Below are 500 nucleotides of genomic sequence, written 5' to 3'. Positions count from 1 at the left end.
GCACACCGGCGCGGAGCCGGTTGAGATTCGAGAGGCTGAAGTCGTCGAAGTCCGCCAGCTTGTAGGCGCCGCCGATGCCTTCGAGCGCGAGCGTGAGCGCCGCGCTGTTGCCGACCGAAAGCCCGATGATCCCGATCCGCTTGCCGAACAGGCGGCGCTGTTCCGGCCGGTCGATCTTGCCGCGGTTGCGATCCGTGCGCACGAGCCGGAACTCGTCGCGCGGCAGGACGTGCACGAGCCGCCGCGACCACGGGTACCAGACCCACGTGCCGTACTCCCAGAGCGCCAGCCCGGCCAGCTGTTCCCGTTTCCTGACTTGGATCTCGTCCTCGTCCCGGCAGGACGGGTCGCGGCTGCGGACCAGTTCGGTCAACTGCTCGTCGATCGTGTCGTGGATCTCGCGAACGTCGCCGTAGGCCAGCAACGCCGTCAGGGACTGGAAGTCCATCGCGTCGCGGGCCGTGAGCAGGGTCGGCCGCCACAGGTCGCGATCGGGCTCG

Annotated in this window: 1 pseudogene; it reads right to left on the bottom strand. The window is 69.0% G+C overall.

Going from position 1 to position 500, the window contains the following annotated elements:
• Positions 1-500, bottom strand: a pseudogene (locus CFP71_RS42245) (ThiF family adenylyltransferase); the annotation flags it as partial.

The organism is Amycolatopsis thailandensis (assembly GCF_002234405.1).
GTDB classification, from domain to species: domain Bacteria; phylum Actinomycetota; class Actinomycetes; order Mycobacteriales; family Pseudonocardiaceae; genus Amycolatopsis; species Amycolatopsis thailandensis.
This window is presented reverse-complemented; position numbering and strand designations above follow the sequence as displayed.